Source organism: Polynucleobacter sp. UK-Mo-2m-Kol15 (assembly GCF_018881505.1).
Taxonomy (GTDB): domain Bacteria; phylum Pseudomonadota; class Gammaproteobacteria; order Burkholderiales; family Burkholderiaceae; genus Polynucleobacter.
The window spans coordinates 1737893-1763586 of record NZ_JACVQC010000001.1 but is presented as its reverse complement, the minus strand read 5'-3'; the positions used below and the strand labels follow the sequence as shown (position 1 = coordinate 1763586).

The 25694-nt window shown below is 45.6% G+C and carries 26 protein-coding genes and 3 tRNA genes; 14 read left to right on the top strand and 15 right to left on the bottom strand.

Translation table 11 applies throughout. The annotated features are described in order from the left end of the window. Window positions 1-303: 303 nt before the first annotated feature. Window positions 304-729 (bottom strand): universal stress protein, encoded by a 426-nt coding sequence (locus ICN43_RS09145; RefSeq protein ID WP_216199053.1) that lies wholly within the window; start codon window positions 727-729, stop codon window positions 304-306. A gap of 102 nt (window positions 730-831) precedes the next feature. Then, complete coding sequence (locus ICN43_RS09140) at window positions 832-1605, bottom strand: TSUP family transporter (RefSeq protein WP_216199051.1); 774 nt, start codon at window positions 1603-1605, stop codon at window positions 832-834. A 117-nt stretch (window positions 1606-1722) separates the two neighbouring features. Between ICN43_RS09140 and ICN43_RS09135 the strand changes: the two genes are divergently transcribed. From ICN43_RS09135 to ICN43_RS09105, 7 genes are all read left to right on the top strand, one after another. Then, window positions 1723-2616: a pseudouridine synthase gene (locus ICN43_RS09135; protein ID WP_216199046.1), complete on the top strand. Its 894-nt coding sequence runs from the start codon at window positions 1723-1725 to the stop codon at window positions 2614-2616. Between the two features lie 7 nt (window positions 2617-2623). Then, window positions 2624-3706, top strand: a complete 1083-nt coding sequence (gene dusA, locus ICN43_RS09130) for a tRNA dihydrouridine(20/20a) synthase DusA (RefSeq protein WP_216199044.1) — start codon at window positions 2624-2626, stop codon at window positions 3704-3706. Window positions 3707-3770: 64 nt separating this feature from the next. Then, window positions 3771-3846: transfer RNA gene (locus ICN43_RS09125), tRNA-His, on the top strand. A 61-nt stretch (window positions 3847-3907) separates the two neighbouring features. Beyond that, window positions 3908-4693, top strand: coding sequence for a formylglycine-generating enzyme family protein (locus ICN43_RS09120; RefSeq protein WP_216199041.1), 786 nt, complete (start codon window positions 3908-3910; stop codon window positions 4691-4693). A 3-nt stretch (window positions 4694-4696) separates the two neighbouring features. Continuing rightward, the gene (locus ICN43_RS09115) at window positions 4697-6022 is read left to right on the top strand and encodes an ATP-dependent RecD-like DNA helicase (RefSeq protein ID WP_216199040.1); all 1326 of its coding nucleotides are present in this window, start codon (window positions 4697-4699) and stop codon (window positions 6020-6022) included. Between the two features lie 333 nt (window positions 6023-6355). Further along, window positions 6356-6616 carry an AbrB/MazE/SpoVT family DNA-binding domain-containing protein gene (locus ICN43_RS09110; RefSeq protein ID WP_216199037.1) on the top strand — a complete coding sequence of 87 codons (261 nt, stop codon included), beginning with the start codon at window positions 6356-6358 and terminating at the stop codon, window positions 6614-6616. A gap of 5 nt (window positions 6617-6621) precedes the next feature. Next, complete coding sequence (locus ICN43_RS09105; RefSeq protein WP_216200044.1) at window positions 6622-6942, top strand: type II toxin-antitoxin system PemK/MazF family toxin; 321 nt, start codon at window positions 6622-6624, stop codon at window positions 6940-6942. Between the two features lie 72 nt (window positions 6943-7014). Here the strand turns inward: ICN43_RS09105 and ICN43_RS09100 are convergent, their stop codons facing one another. From ICN43_RS09100 to ICN43_RS09065, 8 genes are all read right to left on the bottom strand, one after another. Then, the gene (locus ICN43_RS09100; RefSeq protein ID WP_216199033.1) at window positions 7015-8604 is read right to left on the bottom strand and encodes a gamma-glutamyltransferase family protein; all 1590 of its coding nucleotides are present in this window, start codon (window positions 8602-8604) and stop codon (window positions 7015-7017) included. 46 nt (window positions 8605-8650) lie between these two features. Beyond that, on the bottom strand, window positions 8651-9643 hold the full coding sequence (locus ICN43_RS09095; RefSeq protein ID WP_216199030.1) for a tripartite tricarboxylate transporter substrate binding protein: 993 nt from the start codon (window positions 9641-9643) through the stop codon (window positions 8651-8653). A 205-nt stretch (window positions 9644-9848) separates the two neighbouring features. Further along, a complete protein-coding gene (locus ICN43_RS09090) occupies window positions 9849-10574 on the bottom strand; it encodes an LrgB family protein (RefSeq protein ID WP_216199027.1) in 726 nt (241 codons plus the stop codon). Continuing rightward, the gene (locus ICN43_RS09085) at window positions 10571-10924 is read right to left on the bottom strand and encodes a CidA/LrgA family protein (protein ID WP_216859739.1); all 354 of its coding nucleotides are present in this window, start codon (window positions 10922-10924) and stop codon (window positions 10571-10573) included. The genes ICN43_RS09090 and ICN43_RS09085 overlap by 4 nt, the downstream gene beginning before the upstream one ends. A gap of 127 nt (window positions 10925-11051) precedes the next feature. Continuing rightward, complete coding sequence (purU, locus tag ICN43_RS09080) at window positions 11052-11906, bottom strand: formyltetrahydrofolate deformylase (RefSeq protein WP_216199024.1); 855 nt, start codon at window positions 11904-11906, stop codon at window positions 11052-11054. Between the two features lie 46 nt (window positions 11907-11952). Beyond that, a complete protein-coding gene (locus tag ICN43_RS09075; RefSeq protein ID WP_216199020.1) occupies window positions 11953-12384 on the bottom strand; it encodes a hypothetical protein in 432 nt (143 codons plus the stop codon). Then, window positions 12362-12769 carry a surface-adhesin E family protein gene (locus ICN43_RS09070; protein WP_216199017.1) on the bottom strand — a complete coding sequence of 136 codons (408 nt, stop codon included), beginning with the start codon at window positions 12767-12769 and terminating at the stop codon, window positions 12362-12364. The genes ICN43_RS09075 and ICN43_RS09070 overlap by 23 nt, the downstream gene beginning before the upstream one ends. 71 nt (window positions 12770-12840) lie before the next feature. Then, entirely contained in the window at window positions 12841-15306 is a 2466-nt protein-coding gene (locus tag ICN43_RS09065) for a penicillin acylase family protein (protein ID WP_216199014.1), read from the bottom strand. A 132-nt stretch (window positions 15307-15438) separates the two neighbouring features. On the opposite strand from ICN43_RS09065, the gene ICN43_RS09060 reads away from it, so the two are divergent. Together ICN43_RS09060 and ICN43_RS09055 are read left to right on the top strand one after the other, a co-directional pair. Beyond that, window positions 15439-15527 (top strand) — tRNA-Leu (locus tag ICN43_RS09060). A 21-nt stretch (window positions 15528-15548) separates the two neighbouring features. After that, complete coding sequence (locus ICN43_RS09055; protein ID WP_216199012.1) at window positions 15549-15998, top strand: hypothetical protein; 450 nt, start codon at window positions 15549-15551, stop codon at window positions 15996-15998. Here ICN43_RS09055 and ICN43_RS09050 read toward each other — a convergent pair. Genes ICN43_RS09050 through ICN43_RS09030 form a run of 5 tightly spaced genes read right to left on the bottom strand, consistent with a single transcriptional unit; the run spans window position 15991 to window position 20175 of the window. After that, on the bottom strand, window positions 15991-16404 hold the full coding sequence (locus tag ICN43_RS09050) for a biopolymer transporter ExbD (protein WP_216199009.1): 414 nt from the start codon (window positions 16402-16404) through the stop codon (window positions 15991-15993). The genes ICN43_RS09055 and ICN43_RS09050 overlap by 8 nt on opposite strands. 2 nt (window positions 16405-16406) lie before the next feature. Then, on the bottom strand, window positions 16407-17102 hold the full coding sequence (locus ICN43_RS09045) for a MotA/TolQ/ExbB proton channel family protein (RefSeq protein ID WP_216199006.1): 696 nt from the start codon (window positions 17100-17102) through the stop codon (window positions 16407-16409). A gap of 1 nt (window position 17103) precedes the next feature. Next, a complete protein-coding gene (locus ICN43_RS09040) occupies window positions 17104-17799 on the bottom strand; it encodes a TonB family protein (RefSeq protein ID WP_216199003.1) in 696 nt (231 codons plus the stop codon). Continuing rightward, the gene (murI, locus tag ICN43_RS09035; protein ID WP_216199000.1) at window positions 17796-18602 is read right to left on the bottom strand and encodes a glutamate racemase; all 807 of its coding nucleotides are present in this window, start codon (window positions 18600-18602) and stop codon (window positions 17796-17798) included. Before murI ends, ICN43_RS09040 begins: the two co-directional genes overlap by 4 nt. A gap of 49 nt (window positions 18603-18651) precedes the next feature. Continuing rightward, on the bottom strand, window positions 18652-20175 hold the full coding sequence (locus ICN43_RS09030) for a fumarate hydratase (RefSeq protein ID WP_216198997.1): 1524 nt from the start codon (window positions 20173-20175) through the stop codon (window positions 18652-18654). Window positions 20176-20342: 167 nt separating this feature from the next. On the opposite strand from ICN43_RS09030, the gene acs reads away from it, so the two are divergent. The 5 genes from acs (at window position 20343) to ICN43_RS09005 (ending at window position 25690) form a co-directional block, all read left to right on the top strand. Beyond that, window positions 20343-22316: an acetate--CoA ligase gene (gene acs / locus ICN43_RS09025; protein WP_216198992.1), complete on the top strand. Its 1974-nt coding sequence runs from the start codon at window positions 20343-20345 to the stop codon at window positions 22314-22316. Window positions 22317-22376: 60 nt separating this feature from the next. Next, window positions 22377-22467: transfer RNA gene (locus ICN43_RS09020), tRNA-Ser, on the top strand. Between the two features lie 233 nt (window positions 22468-22700). Then, a complete protein-coding gene (locus ICN43_RS09015; RefSeq protein ID WP_216198989.1) occupies window positions 22701-23273 on the top strand; it encodes a phasin family protein in 573 nt (190 codons plus the stop codon). Between the two features lie 190 nt (window positions 23274-23463). Further along, complete coding sequence (locus ICN43_RS09010) at window positions 23464-23688, top strand: hypothetical protein (RefSeq protein WP_216198986.1); 225 nt, start codon at window positions 23464-23466, stop codon at window positions 23686-23688. A gap of 199 nt (window positions 23689-23887) precedes the next feature. Then, window positions 23888-25690 (top strand): NAD(P)H-dependent oxidoreductase subunit E, encoded by a 1803-nt coding sequence (locus ICN43_RS09005; protein WP_216198983.1) that lies wholly within the window; start codon window positions 23888-23890, stop codon window positions 25688-25690. Window positions 25691-25694: the final 4 nt, after the last annotated feature.

Here is a 25694-nt window from a genome sequence, read left to right as displayed (position 1 = left end):
AGGCCCTATAAGGCCTAAGCAAATTCTCTAAACCAAAGGCATCACTGGTATGCCTTAGTTCATCAATGGATGTTCTGAGATTCTTCAGTTCCTTGCAGGATAATTTCCGCAATTTTTTGCGATCCATGCCGTAAGTGTCTACCAGATAGCGGACTCTAGATAGACATAGCTGCAGGCGAATTAACCAGTAGATGGCAAAAATTCCTGGTGCGAATAAGAGCAGCAAAATACTCATTTAGTGGTCCATAAAAAGGCCGCCACATGGGCGACCTATTGAAGTTAATCTAATGATTTAACTGGCACTTATTTAATTAATAAAACAGGCTGTTTGGCTGTATTGCTTACCCTCTGAGCAACAGAGCCCATAACGGCATCCACAATTCCGCTACGGCCTTTTGAGCCCATGACGATCAGATCAAACTTTTCTTTATTGGCGATTGCAATAATCTCGTTAGCAATATTGCCGCGCTTAATGACCATGCTATGTTTCAGACCGGCCGCATCTAATGCCTTTTGGGCTCCCTTAAGCTCTTTCTCGCTCACCTCACGGAGATAGTCATCAATGACGCTATTAGCAACAAATTGCTTTACATGACCAAGACCAATATCATCATGAACACTAATTAATGTCACTGTGCACTTACTGCGCAAATCTTTTACTAATTTCACAACATACTTAGCTGCATTGAGCGAAGATTTGGAGCCATCAACTGGTAATAAAATTTTCATAACATCCTCTTTATAGTAAATGAACTAAAAATCCATAAGTTCAATTTACTCTTTAAATGTATTTAAATCTATTAATACCCTACTAATCTATTTATCTATTACTTATTTAAGGAAGGCATCATAGAAGGTTTTGATGATGAGAATAGCTACTAGAATGAAGAAAGCTTTGCGGATGAAGGAGTTGCCATGCTTGATTGCAATTTTGGTACCAATTTGTCCGCCTACAAGATTTGCGCTGGCCATGAGTAGACCAAGTTGCCAGTTAAAGAATCCAAGGTAGAAAAAGACGCAAAGTGCACCCAGATTGGAGGCGATATTGAGACACTTAGCGGGTGCTGCAGAGCGCAAAAAATCAAATCCCAAGATACGGGTATAGAGCAAATTATAGAAGGCACCAGCTCCGGGGCCTAGGAAGCCATCATAAAAACCAATGATGCCGGCGCCAGTTGAGGCAATAGCCTTTTGTTTATGGTGAATATGTTTCGGGGCATGCACTAGACCAGCGCTAGATTTGATATTGAAGATCAGAAGCGCTATTAATAAAAACGGCAGGGCTGCTCTGAGCCATTCGGTTGGCAATCGAGTTACAAGATAGGCACCGCCAACGGCAGCAAAAAAAGCAAACGAAGAAGAGATGATCACCAGTCCCCAAGGGCTTTTATTGACTCGACTGTACTGAATGGCGGATCCAATTGTGCCTACGATAGAGCCAATCTTATTCACGGAGAGAAGGGTGGCTGGTGGAAAGCCTGGTAAGACTGCAAAAAGAGCTGGTACCTGAATCATTCCTCCGCCACCAATAATGGAGTCAACCAAGCCCGCAAATAAGGCGCAGGCCAGCAATAAGCTGAGGTCAAATACGGAGAGTTCAAACATGCTGTCTATTCATTTTCTAGTTCTGATGGGGGCTGCTACCTCATTTTAGAGGGGTTTCTTTTTAGACGTGTTTAGATTGGATTGTCTACCTTGATTGAAGTGGATAATCTAGTACAAATGAAAGTCAATTCTGAAGGAGTCTCCTCATCTAGGGTGTATTTGCCTGCGGGGCAGAGCTATGCCTCTTTGCTGGATTTCTTTACCACTACTTTCCCGCATATTGAGAGGGGTGAGTGGGAAGCTCGCTTTGAAGAGGGTTTGGTATTGAATCAAGAGGGTGAAGTGCTTTCTGCTAGTGCTGCCTACCACCCTAATAGCCATTTACTCTATTTCAGGCGCTTAGCTCGTGAACCAGAAATTCCTTTTGAGGAAGTCATCCTCTTTCAGGATGAGCATATTTTGGTTGCTGATAAACCTCATTTTTTACCAGTAACCCCAAGCGGTCTTTATTTACATCAAACACTTCTCAATCGCCTAAAGAAAAAAACAGGCATTCAAGACTTAAGTCCTATTCATCGCATTGATCGCGATACCGCAGGGCTCGTCATTTTTTCAATCAACCCCCAAGAGAGATCACAATACCAAAATCTGTTTAGAGATCGAGCAGTCAAGAAAGTATACGAAGCTATAGCTCCGTATTCAGAAGGGCTCCTTAAAAAACTGCCAATGACTTATGAGAGCAATATCAAAGAGTCTAAACATTTCTTGCAAATGGAAGAGGTGGATGGCATAGCAAATACAGATACCTACATTGAGTTGATTGAAGTAAATGCACCCTGGGCTAAGTATCGCTTAACTCCTGGCAGTGGCAAGAAGCACCAATTACGTTGCCATCTCAATGCCCTCGGAATTCCAATACGTCATGATCAGATCTATCCAATCCTGACGCCTTATCAAGAGTATGATTTGGACTTTTCCAAACCCTTACAACTCTTGGCAAAAGAGATCCACTTCAAAGACCCGATAAAGGGGCAGGAGAGATCTTTTGTTAGTCAAAGAGTATTAGCTTGAAATCTGTATGACTGTAAAGCCTGCCAAACGACTAGCTGTAGCCCCAATGATGGAGTGGACTGACCGTCATTGTCGGTCTTTTCATCGTGCGCTGACCAAAGAAGCAGTGCTCTATACCGAGATGGTTACTACTGGCGCACTCATTCATGGGGATGTGCCGCGTCACTTAGATTATTCACAAGACCAACATCCAGTTGTTTTGCAATTGGGAGGCTCTGAACCCTCTGATTTGGCTAAAGCTGCAGAGTTAGCTCAGCAGTGGGGCTACGATGAGATTGACCTTAATTGTGGCTGCCCGTCTGAGCGCGTGCAACGTGGAGCATTTGGTGCTTGCTTAATGGCTGAGCCAAAATTGGTTGCTGATTGTGTCAAAGCTATGAAGGCTGCCGTTGATATCCCAATTACAGTAAAGCATCGCTTGGGATTAGATTCCATGGATGCTGCAAACTCTGAAAAAGATTATCAATTTGCTTTGAACTTTATTCTTGCGGTGGCTGATGCAGGTGCTAGCCAAGTCACCATCCATGCTCGTAACGCTGTTCTGAAGGGTTTGTCTCCAAAAGAGAATCGTAGTAAGCCGCCATTACGGTATGAGGTGGCCGCAAAGCTACGGCTGGATGCGCAAAAGCAATTTCCAGGTCTCAAGGTCTTGCTCAATGGCGGATTAGAAAGCAATGATCAAATCGCCGGACACTGGGATGACTTTGACGGCTTTATGGTGGGTAGGGCGGCATATCATTTCCCAGCGATGTTGCTCGGTTGGGATGACTTGATTAAGACCGATGGTGAAGCTGCTGGATATCTTTTTAGCGAGACCGAGTGGCATCGCATACAGATTGCATTAGTTCAACAAGTGCAAGCTTGGTATGAAGAATGTCGTGCTAAAGATAAACCTTTTTATATTGGCGCATTTACCCGTCATATCTTGGGTCTAGCTCATGGTAGGGCGGGGTCTCGCTACTGGCGCCAGCGTCTTTCTGACCACCATGCCTTGGCTAAAGTCCAGAGCAAGGCCGCTATTGTGGACTTCTTTATCGATGCTAGCCTAACTCTAGGGGATTGGGCTGCATTTGAGTTTGAGAGTGTCTAAATCGATAATCTAAGCCTTTTTTGACAGGGTTTTGACCCAAAAGCTATAATCTAGGTCTTCAGTGGCGGACGTAGCTCAGTTGGTAGAGTCCCAGATTGTGATTCTGGTTGTCGCGGGTTCGAGCCCCGTCGTTCGCCCCACCGAATATTGCATTATCCTAAGGCTCCCATCGTGGAGCCTTTTCTTTTTGAGATTTTATTCATGAAAAAATTCGACATTCTCCCAATCCTATTTGGTGTTTTGCTGTCAGTGATAGCTCTGTATTTCATGCTACGGCCATCTACCGCTACTAGCGCTCCTGCGTCAACTATCCCTGTGGTTAAAGTCGGCAATATCTCTTGGGATCAAACTGAGATGACCATTGCTGATATGAAAACGTTTGCGAATGCTACAGGCTTTGTGAGCCAAGCTGAGAAAAACGGCGGCGGGCTTAATTACGAATCTGGTTTTGTTAAGAAATCTGGTTGGACATGGAAAACCCCATACGGCGTTCCCGCAAAAGATCTTGAACCAGCAGTACATCTCAATCAATCTGAAGCTGCTTCTGCTTGTCGTTATTTTGGCAAACGTTTACCTACTGAAGCTGAGTGGACTTCTGCTGCATTTGTAGAGCAACGCGCTAATCCACCCTCTGGCTTCGTTAAAGGTGAGCGCTATCCATACCCCGGCGGTAGAACGCCTGCGGTATCGCATTGTTTAAGTGGCTGCGGCGACTACAAAGGCGTAGCTCCAGTAGGAACATTAAATCGAGGCACTGGTCACGTCCCCACGGGTACTACAAAGCCTGGAGTCAATGGACTATTGGATATGGGCGGCAACGTTTGGGAGTGGACCGCAACTGAGCGCAACGGCGGCTTCATTACCCGGGGTGCATCTTGGTGGTATGGCCCAGAGAGGCAAAAAGAATCTGATGTTGAGTCTAAGCCAGCCGATATTGGAGTGGTTTACATTGGATTTCGGTGTGTGGCTGATGCCGTGAAACAATAAGGGATGACCAATCTTGCAGTCGACCCATCAGCCCTTGAAATTACCTCTGAATACCAAGAGGTAATCGACGCTATTGAGCGTCATGATCCCTATATCTTTGTCAGTGGTAAGGCTGGAACAGGTAAGACCACTTTAATTGGCTATCTACGCGAGAACATTCATGGCAATGTAGTAGTGGTTGCACCAACTGGGGTAGCCGCGCTGCAAGTGAAGGGTGTCACCATTCACTCCTTCTTTCGCTTGCCACCTCGCTTGATCTTCCCAGAAGAAGATATCAAGCCTCTAAAGGATAAACGTCTCTATAAAGATATTCGACTGCTCATCATTGATGAGATCTCGATGGTGAGGGTAGATGTAATAGATGCTATTGATCTATTCCTACGTGCTAACGGACCCCATAAGAGTGAGCCCTTCGGTGGCATACAGGTGATGTTTGTAGGAGACTTGTTTCAGCTGCCGCCGGTTGTCTCTCAGGCGGATATGCAAGTGCTCTCTGAGCGCGGTTACGAAGGCCCTTATTTCTTCTGCGCTAATGCGCTGCATCGTAAAGATGTCACGATGGTGGAGTTGTCGAAGATATTTCGTCAAAAGGATGCTCACTTTGCCGGCTTACTCAATCAGATCCGCATCAATCAAGACATTGATGAAGCGCTCGACACCTTAAATACTGTTTGTTATGAAACTAAAAAAGAGGCTGATGAGCAAACTATCACCTTAACTACGACTAACGCCCGCGCTGATCAAATTAATGGTGCAGGATTACGAGCGCTTACAACCGATGCTAAAGTCTATATGGGTAATAGCACTGGTAAGTTTAATGTGGATGATCGCAATCTACCGTCGCCCAATCAGCTCACTCTAAAGGTGGGTGCAAAAGTGATGTTTACGGCGACTGATAGCAATTTTCCTAAGCGCTGGGTGAACGGTACTATTGGCGTCGTTCGCGAACTACTACCCAATACCGTTAAGGTGATGGTGCAAAACGGCCCTTACTCAAACACGGTTGAAGTTAAAGGCCATCAGTGGGAATCGTATCGCTATGACCATGACATGATGTCCGGAAAGATCTCACCAAATATTATTGGCACCTTCGTACAAATCCCATTGATGTTGGCTTGGGCTGTCACTATTCATAAGAGTCAAGGCAAGACTTTAGATAAGATCAAGGTAGATTTATCTTCAGGTGCTTTTGCATCAGGGCAGGTCTATGTGGCCCTGAGTCGCTGCACCTCAATCGAAGGCATCACTCTTGAGCGACCGATACAACCTAAAGATGTGAGCTGTGATCAGGAAGTGAAGCGTTTTTATTTAAATTGTTTGCCTGGTTAAGCTGCTTTTGCCATTTTCTTGCCACCCTTTTTTTCGGCTTGCTGCTGTTCCAATGTTTCACTAGCAATCAGTTGAAATTCAACCTCAATGAATCTTTTCATTGCCTCACGCATGAGAGCTTGCTAGCCTATATCGTATTTGGTGTCTAAGATTTTAAAAGACTCAATCAACTCCTGCTCCAGTCTGATGGAGATCATTTGTAGTCCTAGTGCTTCATCAGTTTGGGCGCTGATTTTTTTATCAACAACATTAATTTAAGGGGTATCGAACAGTAGCTAGGCGTAAATTATTGGTTTGACTTTTACCCTATAATGTTATAACATTGTTAATACTATGAAAAAGCAGTTACACCTCCAAATTCGTCAAATTGGTAACTCTCGTGGAGTGGTTATTCCAAAGGCTATCCTTGAGCAAGTAGGCTTTGAGGATGAGGCGGATTTAACTGTTGAGGGCAATAGACTGGTGTTGAGTAAGCCCAAAAAAAATCTCCGCGAAGGCTGGGCTGAGGCTTCAAAAGCAATTGCTGAGGCTGGTGAAGACAGCTTAGTAATGGGTGACTTTATGAACAAAGGTGATGAGGATTGGGTTTGGTAAAAAGTATCGTTGCACGCGGAGATATTTGGCTCATTAATTTAGATCCAACAAAGGGTAGCGAGATTAAAAAGACTCGACCATGCATTATTGTGTCTCCACAAGAGATGCATGATTTCTTACGGACAGTGATTATTGCGCCTATGACCACCAAAGGTCGCCAAGCACCTTATCGTTTGCCCATCACTCATGATGGCAAAAAAGGACTGGTAATGCTTGATCAGATACGTACGATTGATAAGGGTCGTCTAGTAAAGCGGCTAGGCTCAGTAAACAATAAAGTGTTAGGCGCTAGTTTGAACATTCTTCAGGGAGTATTCGCCCTATAGTAGTTATGTTCACATGGCACTTCCTGTGTCTCTGAGTATGAGGCTTGTTTAACAGTAGCTTGTATTAACGAATTAAAACCCAGCCGCCAAGCCATCGCGACGATGATCACTTCCAGCAATATAAGCATCCTGAGTTTCTTCACCCAATAGCGCAATCGCTTGAGCGCTACCAAAGTCTAGGCTATTTGCTGGCATCACACTCACTTCGTGACCCATTGCTTTAAGTCCTTCAACTACTACAGTTGGCATTGACGCTTCAACCGTGAGCTTGCCCACATCATCAATTCTCCAGCGCGGCGCATCAGAGCAGGCCTGTGGATTGAGATACTCATCCACAAAGCGCATGACAAACTGAATATGTCCTTGGGGCTGCATATTGCCGCCCATGACACCAAATGCCATCGTAGGTTGACTACCTTTGGTGAGAAAAGCCGGAATGATAGTATGGAATGGTCGCTTACCTGGCCCCACTTGATTAGGGTGACCGTTCACCAAGCTAAAGCTCATGCCGCGGTTATGGAATGCAATGCCACCAGGCGCAACGACTCCAGAGCCAAAGCCTTTAAAGTTTGATTGAATATAAGAAATCATCATGCCGGATTGATCTGCGGCACACAGATAAACAGTGCCACCAGCATGCGGATCCCCCGCACCATAGCTACCTGCTTGGTTGTGATTAATCAATGCAGCGCGACTAGCTAAATAATCTCTATCTAATAAAGCGCTTGTTGGCACCTTCATCGTGCTGGCATCAGATATGTGAGCATAAGCATCCGCAAAAGCAATCCGCATTGCCTCCACTTGCAGATGAATACGTTGTGCAGAATTGGCGGGATATTGCTTTACATTGGCTGCCTGTAGGATACCAAGAGCCATCTGGGCTGCGATCCCTGAGCCATTCGGTGGAATCTCATGCAAGGTGTAGTCGCCATAGTCAAAGGCCAATGGTTCCACCCATTCTGTTTTATTGTTGGCAAAGTCCGCCATAGTGAAGCAACCGCCAGTACTTTGAGCAAAGTCGACCATGCTTTGAGCCAATTTCCCGGTGTAAAAAGATTCACCTTCGGTCTCGGCGATTTCACGCAGAGTCTTTGCTTGAGAAGGGTAGCGCCAGATTTGACCTGCAGTAGGGGGTTTGCCATCAATCAAGAAAGACTCGCTAAAGCCAGGTTGATTTTTCAGAATTGGAACGGCCTCGCGCCATTGACGCGCAATGACTGGTGAAACCGGAAAGCCATTCTCTGCATAGTCAATCGCACGTTTAAAGAGTTGTGCAAAAGGTAGTTTGCCAAATTTACGGGATAACTCAATCCACCCAGAGACCATGCCGGGAACCGTCACGGTATTCCAGCCAATTAGATCCATTGCAGCTTTGCCAGAAAAGTAGTAAGGTGTCCATGCTGCAGGTGCGCGACCAGAGGCGTTCATGCCATGTAGTTTTTTACCATCCCAAATTAATGCAAAGCCATCTCCACCGAGGCCATTCATGGTGGGTTCAACCACGGTGAGTGTGATAGCGGTGGCTAGGGCTGCATCAACCGCATTACCACCATTGTGTAAAACTTCAATGCCTGCTTGAGTGGCTAATGGCTGTGAGCTTGCAACAGCGTTCTTCGCTAAGACTGGGGCACGGCCGCCACCATAAGGGGGTGATATCAACATAGATCTAATCGTTTCAATAAGAGGGGCTGCAAATCATTAATAGTAATTAATCAATTTTAACGTTTGCTGACTTTACTACTTTTGCCCATTTCTCTTTCTCGCTTTGGGTAATGATGAAGAGTTGTTCCGAGTTGGCAAATTGAGGATGGATTCCCTGATTGCCTAAACGTGCCTTAAAGTCGGGGTTGGTCAAAATCTTTCGAATTTCTCTTTCCAGTCTTGCAACAATGGCTGGAGGAGTTCCTTTGGGGGCATAAATAGCGTATAGATTCTCTACGTCAAACTGCTTCATGCCATCCTGACCAAGGGTCGGGATATTGGGCATTAATGGTGAGCGCTCAGCCGCAGCAATCGCAATTGGACGCAACTTACCGCTCTGAATATGTGGCAAGGATGCGGTGACGCTATCAAACATCATCAGCGTATTACCTGCAATTAAATCGGGTAGAGCAAAAGCGCTTCCTTTGTAGGGAATGTGCGTGCCACTGGCGCCAATACGCTGCATAAAGAGGGTTGACTCTAGGTGGGAGAGACTGCCATTACCCTGAGACGCGTAACTAAAGTCCCCATTTTTAGATTTAATAAACGCAATCAATTCTGGTAAGTTTTTAGCTGGCACAGAAGGATTTACAACGATCAAATGCGGAATCGTTCCGATGAGAGCAATAGGTGCAAAGTCTTTGGTGAGATCTGCTGGTGGATTCTTAAAGAGTGCTTGAGAAATAGATTGATTAGTTAATGCACTAAAAAGCAGGGTGTACCCGTCGGGCGCAGCCTTAGCTGAGGCACCCAAAGCGATCATTCCGCCAGCACCTGGTTTATTTTCAATCACGATGGGTTGGCCTAATGCCTCCCCAAGAGGCACGCCGATTGCGCGTGCAAATACATCAGTAGATCCGCCAGCAGGAAAAGGCAGAATGGCAACGATGGGTTTCTTGGGCCAATCAGCATCAGATGCTCCAAGTATGGGAGTGCAAATTCCGGTAGTTAATAGCAATCCCATGATGAGATGGCTTAGGCGGTTTTTAATGAGTTTCATATTGATACATTCTGATGGTGAGGGGTTGGACGGGATCAGCTAGGAAATGTATGCGAGTCTGATAAATAAGGTGAAATAAAGCATATGTTAGGAAGATTACAGCAGGAGTCAGAAGCTTCTTCAGTGCAATAGCACTCATATGGAAATATGGGATCCTTGTTGGTGCATCGCGCACAAAATGAGCTACATAGTTTTAGAGATATTGTTAATTAAATAAGTGGTACAACACTGGAATAGCCACAGCACTAATCACGCCGTTCATGCCCATAGCTAGACTGGCATACGTTCCAGCCTCCGGGTGAATGCTAAATGCACGTGATGTGCCAATACCATGCGCGCCAATCCCAATGGCAAAGCCACGCTGCCACCATGCTTTCATGCCTAGTGCATTCAAAATGAAGGGCGCCAAAATAGCCCCCAAAATGCCGGTCGTCACTGCAAAGATGGCAGTCAATGTTGGGGATACACCAATACGCTCAGCAATACCCATAGCAATTGGAGCGGTGACGGATTTGGGATACATTGCCCCAGTAATACTAGAATCAGCCCCAAATAATTTAGCGATATTCACTGCGCTAATAATAGATATCAAGCCACCAGCGAGTAAAGAGGCAAGCAGGGGTAGTGAGCGGCCCTTCAGACTGCTCAAGCCTCGATATATGGGTATAGCTAAAGAGACGGTTGCAGAGCCTAATAGAAAATGAATAAATTGAGCGCCTTCAAAGTAGGTGGAGTAGGGCATTTCAACAAATTGAATGATGCTAGCAACCAGAATGATGGCAATTGCTACAGGGTTTGCTAATGGATTCTGTTTAGTGGACTTATAAATTGAGAGACCAATTTGATAGGCCGCTAAGGTAATAAAGAGGGCGAATAAAGGGCTACCTGATAAGTAAACCCAAATCTCAACAATCGAATGCTTTTCATTCATTTGGCACTCCCCTCCGGCTTAACGCTGAAGAAGCGAACCACTATCGCGCTAGTGGCGATCGTCAAAATCACGCTACCAACTAAAGCGCTCACAATTGCCAGGGCATTTGCTTTGAGTTGGGGCAAAAACAGAACTACCCCAACAGCAGCTGGAACAAACAAAAGGCCGAAATACTGACTAAAGCCATCCGCAACCAGTGCTAGCTCATCGCTGATGCCCTTACGGAAAATTAGCCAAATAATCAGGAGTACCAAGCCAATCACAGGCCCTGGCAGGCTGGGTAGGATAAATTTGGATACCAGTTCACCTAGGCTTTGAAAGAGAAGAATTTGAACAAGGCCGGAGATCATGATCTGATCATATAAGAAGAATTAGGAGGGCACCTATGACTGACCTCAATGTCAACGATAAAAAGTATCAGGTGGATGTTGATTCAGAACCCCCATTGTCATGGGTGGTTCATCCTTAAAATGCAGATTAGTCTGAGAAGACTACAGAGGTTGCGCCGTTAATTAAGACACGGTCATGCAAGTAATAACGTAGTGCGCGTGACAGAACTGTGCGCTCCAAATCACGACCTTTGCGTACCAAGTCTTCAGGCGTGTCACCATGTGTCACACGAGTAACGTCCTGCTCAATGATTGGGCCCTCATCTAAATCGCTAGTCACAAAGTGTGCCGTGGCGCCAATCAACTTAATACCACGTGCGTGAGCTTGATGGTAAGGCTTGGCACCTTTAAAGCTTGGCAAGAATGAGTGATGAACGTTGATGCACTTTCCAGATAGCTTGGTGGATAAGTCATCTGACAGAATTTGCATATAGCGAGCCAAAATAACCATATCTACTTTTGAATTGGCAACGATTTCTAAAAGTTTGGCTTCTTGAGCCGGCTTAGTCTCTGACGTAACTGGTAGGTGATAGAAGGGAATATCAGCAAAATCAATACTGGAGTAAACCTCGCGTGGATGATTGGAAACGATTCCACAGATAATCATTGGTAGCTCACCAATGCGCCAGCGATACAGAAGATCTACTAGGCAATGATCCAGTTTAGACGCCATGATCAATACACGCTTTAAATCTTTGACTGCACGCAAGTCCCAAGTGAGATCAAAGCGTTCGGCGATTTCTACAAAGCCAGCTTTAAGTGTATTGCTATCAGCGCTAGAGCTAAAGCTCACACGCATAAAAAATCGTTTGGATGCTTTGTCATCGAATTGCTGAGCTTCTTCAATGTCACCACCTAATTCAAAAATATAGGTTGATACGGCAGCAACAATTCCTGGTCGGTTGGGGCAGGTTAGCGTGAGGTAGTAATTTTCTGTAGTCATGAATTCAATATCGGAATAATTGCCTTAAAAGTCAATTTTAGACTGCTTATTTAGAAGTGGGCAGAGTATCTGCAGGACCTGGATAGGGCTCGCTCATATCTTTCACTGGGGTAACTGGAATATTGACGCAGATTGGCTTTGATCCCAAAGCATTTAGAAAATTGCAGTCTTGCTTAGTTGCTGCAGAAGCAGCATGCTCTAAGGGGGATTTCCCGGTTGTGACAGTTGAGAGCGCGCTAGCGGCAGTTGAGGGATTAGTTGCGGCTACAGAGACAGTTGCGGTACCGACTGAGCTTGCTGCTGTGGTGGCCGAGGACCCTAAAGCTGCTAGTGGTGCTACACAGCCTATTAAGTTAGTAAGACAAGTGATGCTGAGAGTCAGGCCCAAGACAAACAAAAAAGCAGATCGTCTCCGCGGATTTGATCTGCTTGGATGGGTTCTCAAGGAGATCAGTTTATTTCGGCTGGCAGACAACATTAAATACTCCAGCTGCCCAAGATCCGCTTACAACTGGCTCGAATACGCTATCTGGAGTTTTATTATCTGAAACCAATTTACCAGCGCCCTTATTTTCAGAAAACTCTTTGTACTCAATTGGACGATAACTAACGGCTGGGCAGTTGTACTCATTGAGGCCGATAATGGAGCTGACTGCTTCCTTAGTATTTGGGTTCATGCCCGGTTTTTTAAAATCCAACATCGACATAATTTGCGCTTTTTCACCAGAGCTGCTGATAGTGTCTGTGTCGACATAAACTATTATCACCTCATTGGCTCCAAGTTCCTTCCAGGCTGCAAAGCTATTTGAAAGCGGTACTAAAGCTAGTGCAGCAACAAGAGTGAAGGCGGATATTTTTTTCATGATAGGTGTAGTTGTCATTAAATGGGTTAAGTCCAGTCTGGACCTATAAAGAGCATTCTAAACTCCCCCGCTTATTTTTCCTTGATATTTAGCTCAAGTTGCCTACTGATCTTTTGGGGCTTCATTTGAAGGGGGAGATATTCATTTCGGGCCCAGAGCGCACTCATATTTCGGTAGAGCTTATTTTGCACCCAGCCTGATTGCCCGGCTTGGTAAATAAAGAGAGATTGCTCTAAGTCGGAGAGATCGTAAAGTGTTCGAAGGCTGGCTGCTTGTTTGGTCTCAAAAGGATTTTTAGCCCTAAGAAGTTCAAGTCTACCCACGTTGATGCTAAAGCTATCCCCAGGGAAAGGCTGCGCCAAATTAAAGAGGCTTCCAAGCAGGGGGATCTTACTTAAAGGGCGGTGCTCTGAGACTGCAATATGGGCATTGCCCCACAACCAATTTTTAGGATTATTGCCAAATTGCGTGCTGAGTTGTTCTAGTGCTTTATCAAGTGCTACATTTGCAGCATCTGTACAGTTTTCAATCTGCTCAGTTTGTGGATCATTACACCATGGGCTATTCGGATTCTGTATTTGCAATATCAGCGGATGTCTAAAGTTGCGAGTACCGTAATTTTCTGTGAATAAATATCCTAAACGTGAAAATAATTGACGTGAGAGTTGATCAGCCCAGGCATTGAATATCAGTGCACCAGTACTATCGATTTTCATATCGCCATCAAAGTTTCTACTGAGCTCATTCGCTTGCTGTGCTAAAGGATGTTTTGATTGAGCTGATTTAAATAATTCGAGTAATGGTGTGGCGCCCAAAGAGAGGGTGTCTGCCTGCATCGTTTTCATGGAGTTGAGATCATGCTCCGGCTTGCTTTTAATCAACTCTACAATTCTGTCGTAGCGTGTAGGCAGATCCCAGTCGCCTGTTAGTGGATTCGGGTCATTGCTAGATACCATTTTTTGGTTGGCCGTGGCAATCCAGTGCGCATCTGGATTATTGCTATTTGGCAGTTGATCGAATGGAACATATCCTGCCCAGTCATATTGCCTCTCCCAGCCTAGCGCAGGCGCCACACCATAAAGACCTTGATGCAAAGTACGCTTGGGTGCGACACCGGCTGTTTGAAGGGAAATATTTCCATCTGTATCAGCCATCACGACGTTTTGCATTGGCGCGTAGTTCTTACGTAACGCCCGCTTAAATGCCTCTAAATCTTTTGCGTGATTCATGTCGAGTAAACCAGCAACAGATTGATTTTCAGTATCTAATGCAGTCCAGCGCAAAGCCAAAACAAAGCGATCGGTATCAATGGCTCGTCTTGCCCGCGCATAGGATTCAGAAATCACTGGACCATGTCGTGTCTCTTTCACCAAAAAGCGCAGCGGAGCCTCACCTTTGATATCAATGATTTCTTGGCGAACTTTAAAGGGGAGGGGGCCGTCTGGTCCGCGATACACACCAGGATTTTTAGGGTCTAACTGTTCAATGTATAAGTCCTGAACATCAGGACCTGTATTGGTAAAGCTCCAGGCAAACTTATCGGTTCTACCCAATACCACTGCCGGAATTCCTGGGAGGGTTGCGCCAATGACATTTAAACCGGGAGCTTCGAGGTGTGCCACATACCAAATCGCAGGCGCGGATAGGCCAAGATGTGGATCGTTGGCAAGCAAAGGTTTGCCGGATACAGTGAGTTTTCCATTGAGCGCCCAATTGTTCGATCCCACACCATCTTTGCCGCCTGGCACTTCATTGATAGCTAATTCTGTTGCAGGCAAATTCTTTGACTTCTGATCCCTTGCTAGTGGATTTGGATTAAAAACATTGATATCCTGATATATCTTGGCAAAGTCAAGATGACTTACGGGTTCGCCTGGGGTATAGGCTGGCATGACTTCCCATACTTGCTTGGTAGTCAAAAATTGTGAGAGCTCAAGACGCTGTAATTCTTTATGCCAGTTGCCGCCAAGATCTAATGCCATCATTAACATCCATGCCACGCTATCCGTAGGCGACCAATGGCCTGGCTTTGAACCGGATAGAAAGTATTCAACTGGAAGTGCCCAGCCAAGGTGAGCATTACCTGCATTGACTCCATCAGCATAGGATTGAAGTAATCGCTTGGTGGCAATAGGGTAGCGATCAAATTGTTTCTCGGCAGCATGTTTAATGCCTAGGGTGCGAATAAAACGATCGATTGCCAGGGTTTCTTTGCCAAGGATTTCTGATAGTCGTCCGCTCGAGAGTCTGCGGTTAATTTCCATTTGCCAGGAGCGCTCGCTAGCATGTAAATAGCCTAAAGCAAAGAGTGCATCAGTGGAGTTCTTTGCTTGGATATGAGGAATATCGCTCTCATCGAAGGAGATGGTAACGGCATCACCTAATGTTTTAATAATCCGCTTGCCTGAGGGGTTTGTTTGGGCTGAGACCAGATAAGCAATGCCCGCAGCAATAGTGAGCATGAGGACTATAGAACCAAGCCAAAAGAAGCCTTTAAAGACTGTTTTAAGACCTAAGCTTGGGGTAGGGATTTTCATAAGGGTAGTTTAGTGGGTTTGGCTTAATGACTGCCCAGGCTTGATGAAAACAGGCTTCCCATCGGCAATATGCCTCGCATGCTAAAATTTTGATGTCTTGATTTATTTAGTACGGCTTTATTGCTCGTGCGAGCCCGAGTGGTGAAATCGGTAGACACAGCAGATTTAAAATCTGCCGACTCAAAAAAGTCGTGCCGGTTCGATTCCGGCCTCGGGCACCAATCGATTGAATTCGGGCATCCTTGAAATATCTCCACACCCTTATCTTATTTTTGTTTAGCCTCCCCAGCTTGGCTGCAGAACCCTTGGTTTTTAGCTGCGAGCGCTCAGAAAAGAATTACACCGAAAATTACGAATTGAAAGTGGTCCCTGCTTCAAAAAATCAGAAGGCCAAAGTCTTCGTTGATGACCGAGACTTAGATCAAGTCAGTGAAATGGGTCGGCAAAATATTAAGAATGTCTTGATTACTGAATCTACAGTTCTCGTTTCCATAGAGGCATATTTTCCGCCAGAGAGTTTTGATGGCATACAGTATGGAGCTGGTTCAGTCATCACGGCAATTACGATCAATCGCTTAAATGGTCAGCTTAGAAAAGCAGAAACCGTCAAAGGCGGAATTCTCTCGGCAACCCTTGGTGAGGGCACTAAAACTTATCAAGAGCAGTGTGTTGTAGCGAAGAAACTTAATTAGGTTCAGTCACAAATCCTAGTTTTGTTAAGCCGGCGCGACGTGATGCTGCTAGTACTTGAGCAACGTATTCGTATTTAACAGACTTATCGGCACGCAAGTTGATTTCTGGCTGTGGCTCTTTCTGAGCAGCTTTTTCTGCATAGCCATCAAAAGTCTTTAAATCAATCGCTGTGCTGTTCCAAAAAATTTGACCCTGAGCATCGATAGAAAGCTGAACTGACTCTGGCTTTACCTCATTACGAACACTATTCGCTTTGGGGAGCTCAACCTTTACTGCTTGCTGAATTACTGGCAGTGTAATGATGAAGATAATTAAGAGTACCAACATGACATCCACCATTGGAGTCATGTTGATTTCGGCCATGATGCCGCTTTCTTCTGGATCGTTTTGAAGATTAAAGGACATATTTATTCCCCGGACTTCACGCGGGCACCAGTCACAAAGTAAGCAAGGAGATCATTGCCAAAGCGATTGAGATCAGCAATCATTAACTTATTAGCCCGATTAATCGCGTTAAAGCCTAGCACTGCTGGAATCGCTACGGCTAAACCTAGCGCAGTCATGATGAGTGCTTCGCCAATTGGGCCGGCAACTTGATCGATTTGCGCGCTACCTGAGCTGCTGATTGCGATCAAGGCATGATAAATGCCCCATACAGTTCCAAAGAGTCCAATAAATGGTGAGGTTGCACCTGTTGAGCCAAGGAAGGTGAGGCCCTTTTGGAGTGTGGCTGAAATGCTATCGATGCTGTTTTTCAAACTTCTAGCCATCCACTCAGAGTAGTTGAGTGTTTGCAGAAGTTCGCGATGATTTGTCGATTGGCTTTGGTGGTGGACAGAAGCAATACTTGCTGCTTTAGCAATCTGGTAATAGGGGTTGCTTGCATGGCTAGTAAATGCATTGAGACCTTGCTCATAAGAAGTAGCACGCCAAAATTGATCAAGCTCGGATTTGAGTTTGCGAAGATTGCGCAAATCCCAGAAGCGGGAGAGCAAAATGACCCATGTCACAACGGAGCAGGTGAGAAGCGCGATTGCTACAAAACGAGTAATAGCATCGCCCTCGAGCCATAAATTTGCTAAACCAAATGGTGTATTCGTCATGTTAATTCTTTAAATTAAATTTAATTAAAAGGTTGGTGGAAATTTTGGCGGGTGAACCGTTGACCAAAAATGGTTTAAATCGATAGCGACGGCCAATCTCACTTGCTGCTCGGTCTAGCCTTGGAAAAGAGCTTGAACGAAGTAAGGCAATATCTTCAACACTACCACTCTCATCAATAATGAGACGTACCACTACTTCACCTTGCTCTCCGGATCTCTTTGAGAAAGAGGGGTAGTAGGCATCTGCATCGGGTTGATAAAGAACAACTAGTTTACCAATATCGGTCTGGATCGGTGTGCCGCTCGCTCCGGAGGTGCTTGCGGGCGCAACTGCAGTATTTAGTGTCTGCGCGTCTGTTTTGGGTTGCTGTGATGTTGGTGGAGTAGCGGTCTGCTGTTGTGTTTGCGGTGGCGTTGGAGCCTGAGTGGATATCTCATCTACGACTCTCTTCTTTTGCTCTTGTTTCGGCTTAGGTGGGGGCGCTGCCGAAGCGGCTTGGGGCTGCTTAGCCGCTTCAGGGCTAACGAGATTCGCCATCACCCGCGCATCATCGAGCTTATTCTCGTTGTCTGGTTTCATACCACTCTGAAAGCCTATTAAAAATAGCAGATGCAGAATAACCACAATACCAATAATGATGCGTTCGGTTTTATCGAATGGTAGACGCGCGTTCATTTGATTTAAAAATTTGCTCACTTAAAAGCACTTACCAGTTGCGATTCAATACCGTGCTTATCGAGATTTGACTGCATCAGCTCTTGTGCCATTTGATGCAAAGTCTCTACATTTTTGCTGCTGATCAATTTAATGGAGCCACATTGATTGTTATATAGATGTTTACCTTGTGCCTCAAGCTTGCGCTTCAGCTGACGCACGACCGCATCACTGGTATCTATTAGATTAATTGAGTCACCCAAAAGCTTGCGAATCGATTTTCGTAAAAAAGGGTAGTGTGTGCAACCTAAGACTAGGGTATCTGCACCAGCATCTTGAATGGGCTGAAGATGTTCAGCAAGTAACTCTAAAGTTGCTTCGCCATTAGCTTGGCCCGCTTCAATCAGAGGAACTAAACCAGCCCCGGCTTGTTTTACAAATTGACAATTGGGAAGGGTGGCCAATAAAGCATTAAATTTATCGCTCTTAAGAGTGGCTTCGGTGGCAAGTACACCGACAATGCCATTGGAAGACTGCATGGCTGCAGGCTTGATGCCCGGTTCGACGCCGATGATTGGAATATTGTTAAGCTCAACCCGAATATCTGCGATGGCTTCAGCCGTAGCAGTATTGCAGGCAACCATAATGGCGTCACAACCTTGTGCAGCTAAATATTGGCAAAGCTCCATACTGCGTGAAGCAATCCACTCACTGGATTTTTCTCCATAGGGCGCATTGATGGAGTCAGCCAAGTAAATATAGTCATGTTCGGGAAGCTGGCGCAAAGCCTCATCCAAAATGGATAAGCCTCCAACGCCAGAATCAAAAACTCCTATGAGTGCCAAGTAAAAATCGCTTAATTAACGGTAGCTGACGTATAAATTAATGAACTGCTTAGGCGATCTTGACTGGAATATTGCCAATCTTCGCTCGCCATTCTTTTGGACCAGTCTCATGCATCGAAACGCCAGTGGAACTTACTGCTACTGTTGCTGGCATATCTTTGACATCGAATTCGTAGATGGCCTCCATTCCTAGATCAGCAAAGCCAACAACCTTTGCTGTCTTAATTGCTTTTGATACTAGGTAAGCTGCTCCACCAACAACCATCAAGTAAGCAGACTTATGCTTCTTGATCGCTTCAATAGCAACAGGACCACGTTCCGCTTTACCAATCATGGAGATCAAGCCAGTCTGGCCTAGCATCATCTCGGTGAACTTATCCATGCGGGTCGAAGTGGTTGGACCTGCCGGGCCAACTGCCTCATCGCCCACTGGATCGACTGGACCGACATAATAAATTACACGATTTTTAAAGCTCACTGGCAATGCTTCACCTCTGGCGAGCATGTCCTGAATGCGCTTATGGGCAGCATCACGGCCAGTCAAAATTTTGCCATTCAGTAGGAGTGTTTCACCTTCTTTCCAGCTAGCGACTTCCTCAGGAGTTAAGGTGTCCAAATTCACGCGCTTGGATTTTTTAGTATCTGGTGTCCATGTCACATCTGGCCAATCAGATAAAGAAGGCTTTTCTAATATTGCTGGTCCATCGCCATGTAAGTGGAAGTGCACGTGACGGGTTGCTGCGCAGTTTGGAATCATCGCCACTGCCAATGAAACGGCATGCGTTGGATATTCCATAATTTTGATATCTAGAACAGTGGTCAAGCCGCCTAGGCCTTGTGCGCCAATACCAAGCTTATTGACCTTGTCGTATAGCTCTAGACGCAGTTCTTCAGCGCGAGTCTTAGCTCCGCGTGCGATCAGTTCTTGAATATCAACGGGCTGCATTAAGGATTCTTTAGCCATCAACATGGCTTTTTCTGGGGTCCCCCCAATACCGATGCCTAAGATGCCAGGAGGGCACCAGCCAGCACCCATCGTTGGAACAGTCTCGAGTACCCAGTCTACGATGGAGTCAGAGGGATTGAGCATGACCATCTTGGATTTATTTTCAGAGCCACCGCCCTTAGCTGCACAGATGACTTCCACGCCGTCGCCTGGAACGATTTCATAATGAATCACAGCGGGAGTGTTGTCACCCGTATTTTTACGTTTACCAGCTGGGTCACTTAAAACTGAGGCGCGCAAGGGATTGTCTGGGTTCGTATAGGCCCGGCGCACACCTTCATTCACCATCTCGGTTACGCTCATCGTGGCATCGCTCCATTGGACGTTCATGCCGATTTTGAGGAAAACTACTGCAATACCCGTGTCTTGGCAAAGAGGGCGGTGGCCTTCGGCGCTCATGCGGCTATTAGTCAAAATCTGGGCAATCGCATCCTTGGCTGCTGGACCTTGTTCGAGCTCATAAGCTTTACTCATTGCCAAGATGAAGTCCTTTGGGTGGTAATAAGAAATGAACTGGAATGCATCTGCAACGCTTTGAATAAGATCGTTTTGTTTGATATTTGTCATAGTTTTAGGGTTGATTGTGTAAGGTTTCTTCTATTTTAAGGGTTTGCCATAGAGCAAATCTAGCGTGTTTTCACTTATCTTATATGGTCTTTAGGGTGTGATTCCCTAACTCTGCACTATTTTTGCGGAAAAAGACGACTGATTATTAAATAGAAGGGCTGTGAAGCATGGAACCATTAATGCAAGAAAACCGCGTATTTAACCCACCTGCAGACTTTGTTAAATCTGCCGCCATTTCTGGAATGGAGGCTTACAACAAGCTTTGTGCTGAAGCTAATGCAGATTATGATGGTTTCTGGGGTCGTCTTGCAAAAGAAAACATCTTCTGGAAAAAGCCTTTCACTAAGGTTTTAGATGAATCCAAAGCACCTTTTTATAAGTGGTTTGAGGATGGCACGACCAATGCTTCATATAACTGCTTAGATCGCCAAGTTGAAAATGGTCTCGGGAATAAGACGGCCATTATTTTTGAGGCTGATGATGGTTCAGTTAGCAATGTAAATTATCAAGACTTGCTTGAGCGTGTTTGCAAAATGGCAAATGCACTTCGCAAAATGGGCATCAAGTCAGGCGACCGTGTCATCATTTACATGGCGATGACTATCGAAGGTGTTGTTGCCATGCAAGCTTGTGCTCGTATTGGCGCAATCCACTCTGTCGTCTTTGGCGGGTTCTCTGCTCAAGCTTTACGTGACCGAATCATTGACGTTGGTGCTGTTGCTGTTATTACTGCAGACGGGCAGTTCCGCGGAGGCAAATCCCTGCCTTTGAAGGCCATTTGTGATGAGGCTCTATCTACTGGTGAATGTGCCAATGTAAAGCACGTCATCGTCAACAAGCGAACTGGTAACGAAGTTAATATGACCGCTGGTCGTGATGTTTGGATGCAAGAAATCGTAGCCAATGAATCCGTTACTTGCGAGCCAGAGTGGGTCAGCGCTGAGCATCCCCTCTTTATTCTGTATACATCTGGCTCAACAGGTAAGCCAAAAGGCGTACAGCACTCGACTGGCGGTTACCTCTTATGGGCGATTCTCACAATGAAGTGGACTTTTGACATCAAGCCAAATGATGTCTTCTGGTGCACTGCCGATATCGGTTGGGTAACGGGCCATTCCTATATTACTTATGGACCACTTGCAGTAGGCGCTACTGAGATTGTGTTTGAGGGTGTGCCAACCTTCCCAAATGCTGGTCGTTTCTGGGACATGATTCAGAAGCATAAGGCAAGTATTTTCTACACTGCACCAACTGCAATTCGCTCATTGATTAAAGCGTCTAGTAACGATCAAGCGGTGCATCCAAAGAGTTACGACTTATCTTCATTACGCCTTCTAGGTTCAGTTGGAGAGCCGATTAATCCTGAAGCCTGGATGTGGTATTACGAGAATGTAGGTGGCTCACGCTGCCCAATCGCAGACACCTTCTGGCAAACTGAAACTGGTGGTCATATGATTTCACCGTTACCAGGTGCAACACCAATGATTCCAGGTTCGTGCACATTGCCTTTGCCAGGTATTCAGGCGGCGATTGTCGATGAGGCCGGTGTAGACGTTCCAAACGGTCAGGGTGGTATCTTAGTTGTGAAGCGTCCATGGCCTTCCATGATTCGTACAATCTGGGGCGATCCCGATCGCTTCGTGAAGTCATACTTCCCAGAAGAGTTGGGTGGCACTTTGTATCTGGCAGGTGATGGCGCAATTCGCAATAAAGATACTGGCTACTTCACGATTACTGGCCGTATCGATGACGTGCTGAACGTCTCCGGTCACCGTATGGGCACGATGGAAATCGAATCTTGCCTAGTTGCTAATCCATTAGTTGCTGAAGCTGCCGTAGTTGGACGTCCTGACGAAATGACTGGCGAAGCGATTTGTGTATTCGTAGTGCTTAAGGGTGGACGCCCAACTGGCGAAGAGGCTAAGAAGATTGCAACTGAGTTGCGTAACTGGGTAGGTAAAGAGATCGGCCCGATCGCTAAGCCTAAGGATGTGCGCTTCGGTGATAACTTGCCTAAAACCCGTTCTGGCAAGATCATGCGTCGCTTGTTACGCGTGATCGCTAAGGGAGAAGAGATTACTCAAGATACCTCTACCCTTGAAAATCCGGCAATTTTGGATCAGCTTAAAGAGTCTGTATAAGTAGCTAAATGCGCTTTTACAGGTAAACCCTTCTGGCAAACGTATAATCAAAGGCTGTACGGAAGGGTGGATGAGCGGTTTAAGTCACACGCCTGGAAAGCGTGCGTAGGTTAATAGCCTACCGCGGGTTCGAATCCCGCCTCTTCCGCCAGTAGTTTGAAACCACCTTCGGGTGGTTTTTTCATTGTTTTGGCCTGATTATTACCCTAAATTTAGTATGACTATCCATTTATTTCACCCCTCAACCAGTTATTTTTAATCAAAAAACAGGGTTTTTGAACTTTTTGTTGCGTTGCCGCAAATAAATCTTGCAGTGCAATAAAAAACTTTTTACAATGGTGCATCGCAATAAATTTTATCAACTTAAAAAGTTAAGGAAAAATCATGTTCCAGAATCAATTAAACGACCAGTTAACACAAGCTCAAGCCAAAGCTGTTGAAAACGCAAAGCACTTAGCTCAAGTAGCTGTTGAAAGCGCAAAAGAATTAGCAGAAATCAACCAAGCTGCTGCAAAAGATGCATTAGTTGCTGCTCAAGATGCAAGTGCACAATTGTTAGCAATTAAAGATGCTCAGCAGTTGTCAAAGTTAGCTCAGCCAGAAGCTGCACAAGAAGCTGCTAAGTACGCTGCTGCTTACCAGGCTAAGGTAAATCAAGTTGTCCGTAATGGCAACAAAGAAGTTGCTCAATTAGTTGATGCTTCTATTGATGACGCACGTGCTGACATGGTTAAGTTTGTTAAAGAAGCCACTAAGACTGCTCCAGCTGGTTCTGAGGCATTCGTATCTGCATTTAAAACTGCATTCGAAACTTCACTCCAACAGTTTGACCAAGTGCGTGCTTCAGCAACTGATGCTTTCGCAAGTTTTGAGAAGAGTGTTGATGCTGCATTGGCCAACATTCAAGGTCAATACGCAGTATCAAAGCCAGCTGCTAAGAGCCGTAAAGCTGCTTAATTCGCTTTAACTGCTTTGTACGAGAAACCGCCTTCGGGCGGTTTTTCTTTTATGGGTGCCCTAATAGCATTGCATTGAGGGCGGATTAAAAGGCATGTGATCCTGAGGTTTTAATAACCTTCATTTCTTTGCATCTACCCGATTGGTAGTCGCTCTCGAACTTCCGTTCAGAATAAAGTAGACTTGCGTTATGAATTCAATTAAATTGCGCCTCTTTCTTATACTGGTTTCAGTTGCAACTATTGCCTTAACGGGGTGTGGCTCAATCGAGTCTGCTGCTCAAGATGATTGCACTTCTATTGGCTGGCAAATCGGCAGTAAGGGCTATAACGAGTGCTTTAAGGCCCGTGTCTATGAGCGTAAGCTTGATTATTCACTCCCACCGGGCGACAGGCCTTCCCCATCAGTCATTTAATCTAGGGTTTACCCTTAATAAATTCACTTGAGCGCCGTCAAGGACTTGAGTATAGAAATAACCCAAAATCGAGCGTGATTTTAGGAATTCCTATTTAAGGCGATAGAAGTCTTTTTTCGCTATTTCAGGCATTCTCAATCAAGGCCTTAGGTATATAAAACAGCATCATTATTGCGACAAGAAATTAGAGACTATTACTATGAATCACCCAAAACCCTCTGGCGAAATCCAGGCAGTTGCTGTAGCTACTGCAGATGATTTAAGGGAAACCATTCGTCGCAAAAGCAAACTCAAGGGCCGTCAAGCGGATGATGTGTCCCTGGCTGAGGTACGTCAGTTGATTGGCGCTGCAGCTAAACGTCGGGATTTACTTATTGAAAATTTACATAAGCTAAATGATGAATATCGTGCTTTGCATGACCGTCATTTAGTTGCCCTGGCAAAAGAAATGAATTTGCCGATGGCTGAGGTTTATGAAGTGGCTACTTTCTATCACCACTTTGAAGTGGTGCGTGGTAACGATCCTGTTGCTGATATTACTTTGCGCGTCTGTGATGGCATCGCTTGTGAGCTAGCTGGCGCGCAAAATCTGTTGGCAAAGCTGCCGGCAATGTTGGGTAATCCCAAGATTAAGGTGGAGGCTGCTCCATGTGTAGGCCGTTGTGAGCAGGCGCCAGTAGCAGTTGTGCATCAGTACCCAGTATTGTTTGCAACTCCCGATAAAGTGGCCGCTGCTGTCAAAAATAATTTGACAATGCACCCCATGGCTAAAGATAGCGCTAATTTTGATCCTGCAGCCTTAGCTGAAAAGGGAGTATCTCCTCAAGGTGAAAACCAAGCAGTCTCGCCCGACTATGTTGGCTACGAGTCTTATCGTGCACAAGGTGGTTATGCCTTAGCCAAAGAAATTATTGAAGGTAAAAAAGATGCCGAAGGTATCATCAAGGCCATGGAAAACTCTGGCCTTCGTGGTCTTGGTGGCGCAGGTTTCCCGGCAGGGCGCAAGTGGCGTATTGTAAAAGATCAAGTTGCTCCAAAGTTGATGGCAGTGAACATTGACGAAGGTGAACCAGGTACATTTAAAGACCGTACTTACCTAGAGCGTGATCCACATCGCTTTCTTGAGGGTCTATTAATCGCAGCCAATGTAGTTGGTATCGATGCTTGCTATATTTATCTTCGCGATGAATATCATGGCTGTCGTGAATTGCTTGAAGCGGAATTGGTCAAGCTCAAGGCTAATCCGCCATTTAAATTGCCCATGATAGAGTTGCGTCGTGGTGCTGGTGCTTACATTTGTGGCGAAGAGTCTGCCATGATTGAAAGTATCGAAGGTAAACGTGGTGAACCCCGTATGCGCCCTCCGTATATTGCCCAGGTTGGATTGTTTGGTCGCCCAACCCTTGAGCACAACTTTGAAACTCTCTACTGGGTGCGCGATATTGTTCAGCGTGGCCCTGAGTGGTTTAGCTCTTTTGGTCGCCATGACCGCAAAGGATTGCGTAGCTATAGCGTGAGCGGTCGAGTGAAAAAGCCCGGTGTGAAATTAGCCCCAGCCGGTATTACTATTCAAGAGTTGATTGATGAGTATTGCGGTGGCATGCAAGATGGCCACAAGTTTTATGGCTATCTCCCTGGTGGCGCATCCGGTGGTATCTTGCCAGCAACCATGAATGACATTCCACTCGACTTTGATACTTTGCAGCCTTACGGTTGTTTCATTGGTTCAGCTGCAGTAATGGTGTTTGGTGATCAAGATAGGGCGCGCGATATGGCGCTGAATGTAATGCACTTTTTTGAGCATGAGAGCTGCGGACAATGTACACCGTGTCGCGTGGGTACCAGTAAGGCTGCGAAGTTAATGCAGTCAAAATCTTGGGATCAAGGTACGCTTGAAGACTTAGCAACCGTGATGGTAGATGCTTCTATTTGCGGTCTAGGCCAAGCAGCACCAAATCCAATTCGCTGTATTGCTAAATATTTCCCAGAAGAAGTTGCTTGATTAG